Below are 484 nucleotides of genomic sequence, written 5' to 3' on the forward strand. Positions count from 1 at the left end.
TCGGCCACTTTGCCCACGCGCGCCAGCGTTACCACGCACGGCACGCCATGCGCCGTTCCGACGTGATATTCGCGACGGCCGATGATCTCGGTGCGGACATTCCCGGCAAGGCGCATTGCATCGGTGAGATCGCCCAGTTCCTGCGGCAACGCCGCCATGATGCCGAGCCGTTCCATCTTCATTCCACTGCCTGCAGTTTAGCCACCGCCAACGCGAGCCATTTCTCGCCATGGCGTTTGAACCGGACCTGGGCTTTCGCGTCCGTCCCTGCTCCTTCCAGCGCGCGGCTGACACCGGATTCAAGATCGGGCAGCCCGTGTTCCACAACAAGTTCGGCGAGGGCACGGTGATCGCGCTGCAAGGCGCATTGCATCGGTGAGATCGCCCAGTTCCTGCGGCAACGCCGCCATGATGCCGAGCCGTTCCATCTTCATTCCACTGCCTGCAGTTTAGCCACCGCCAACGCGAGCCATTTCTCGCCATG

Annotated in this window: 1 protein-coding gene and 1 pseudogene; one reads left to right on the forward strand and one right to left on the reverse strand. The window is 63.0% G+C overall.

Going from position 1 to position 484, the window contains the following annotated elements; genetic code table 11:
- Positions 1 to 182: pseudogene (locus ACRXB1_RS37360) on the reverse strand (5'-methylthioadenosine/adenosylhomocysteine nucleosidase); the annotation flags it as partial.
- Positions 183 to 229: 47 nt separating this feature from the next.
- On the opposite strand from ACRXB1_RS37360, the gene ACRXB1_RS37365 reads away from it, so the two are divergent.
- Complete coding sequence (locus ACRXB1_RS37365) at positions 230 to 379, forward strand: hypothetical protein (protein ID WP_449494934.1); 150 nt, start codon at positions 230 to 232, stop codon at positions 377 to 379.
- Positions 380 to 484 lie beyond the last annotated feature (105 nt).

Source organism: Caballeronia sp. M23-90 (assembly GCF_053574605.1).

What these genes read in the sequence shown, in the direction of transcription:
- ACRXB1_RS37365 (WP_449494934.1), top strand. Translation starts at nt 230, where the DNA reads ATGGCGTTTGAACCGGACCTGGGCTTTCGCGTCCGTCCCTGCTCCTTC.